The organism is Enterobacter sp. GER_MD16_1505_Eko_090 (assembly GCF_003331015.1).
Taxonomy (GTDB): domain Bacteria; phylum Pseudomonadota; class Gammaproteobacteria; order Enterobacterales; family Enterobacteriaceae; genus Enterobacter; species Enterobacter roggenkampii.
The window spans coordinates 1-1130 of record NZ_PUQF01000065.1; the positions used below are offsets into that span (position 1 = coordinate 1).

The 1130-nt window shown below is 44.5% G+C and carries 1 protein-coding gene; it reads right to left on the minus strand.

Annotated elements, in window-relative coordinates; all coding sequences use genetic code 11:
- Window positions 1-246 precede the first annotated feature (246 nt).
- Window positions 247-747, minus strand: coding sequence for a non-heme ferritin-like protein (locus C6A40_RS24775; protein WP_001752509.1), 501 nt, complete (start codon window positions 745-747; stop codon window positions 247-249).
- Window positions 748-1130: the final 383 nt, after the last annotated feature.

The window sequence follows — 1130 nt, forward strand, 5'->3', positions numbered from 1 at the left end:
AAAAATCGGCCCAGATCCGCGAAATTTTAATCAGCGAGTCAGCTTGGGAAGAAATGACCTGCTTATTCGCACCTTCCTTAATATAAAGACACAAGCAGAGACATTTTTGGCACGATATAAAAACGCTAAGTTAAAAAATCACTATGACGTGTTGGGTATCAAATGTTCACTGGCATAAACCTCTGTTTCTGATGTAAAACAGATTTTCTGAGGAGGCGTAAAACCTCCTCGTACTGCGAAATTGATTTAGTGATAGCGATCGATCACGCCAACCAGATAGTGGTCGGTTTGCTGCATGTTGATGCCCGCTTTTTTAGCGCTGCGGACTTCATCCAGAATGATTTGCAACAGCGTCCCGTCCACGATTTCCTCTTTTCTGTATCGCTTCAGGAAGTTAATCGCTGACTTATCGTTTGCTGCCTGGGCGTCTTCCGTCAAAGAGGTCAGCGCATTAATGCGCTTCTGGTAATCGCTTACCGTCTGCTCAAACAGATCTTCCAGCGTGGAAAATTCACCGCACCGGGCGTGTTGCTCCTGTAACACCGGCGTGGCGCCGCTCTGTTTGATGTATTCGTACATGCGCATCATTTGCGTCACCGTATTTTGCGCCTGATGACGCAAAAATAGTGCGGTGCCATTAAGGCTATTCTCGCTGCACCTCTGGCTGAGCTGAAGATACAAATTTGAGGTATAAAACTCCTGATTCATTTGCGCATTCAGTTTTTGAACTATTCCGCTAGCGATCATAGGACTTCCTTATTTCTTGTCATCTCAGAAAACGGTCACTCTTCGAAAAAACAACCAGAATAAAAGCGATTCTTTCGCTTTTTTTATTGCGCCTGGTTACGCAGTCATATTCATTTTAAGTCGGGATGCTCCTTATTTAAATATCCACCCCTACTATCGCATTTCTATCTGGCATTATTCTGTGATGGTGTTTCGATATTCACACTCCCTGTGCCAATCCTTTCTTATCGACAGTAGGAAACTTCCTCCGGCTATTCTGCTGAACACGATTAGGGGCACTGTTGCAAAGTTAGCGATGAGGCAGCGTTTTGTCTTATTCAAAGGCCTTACATTTCAAAAACTCTGCTTACCAGGCGCATTTCGCCCAGGGGATCACCATAATA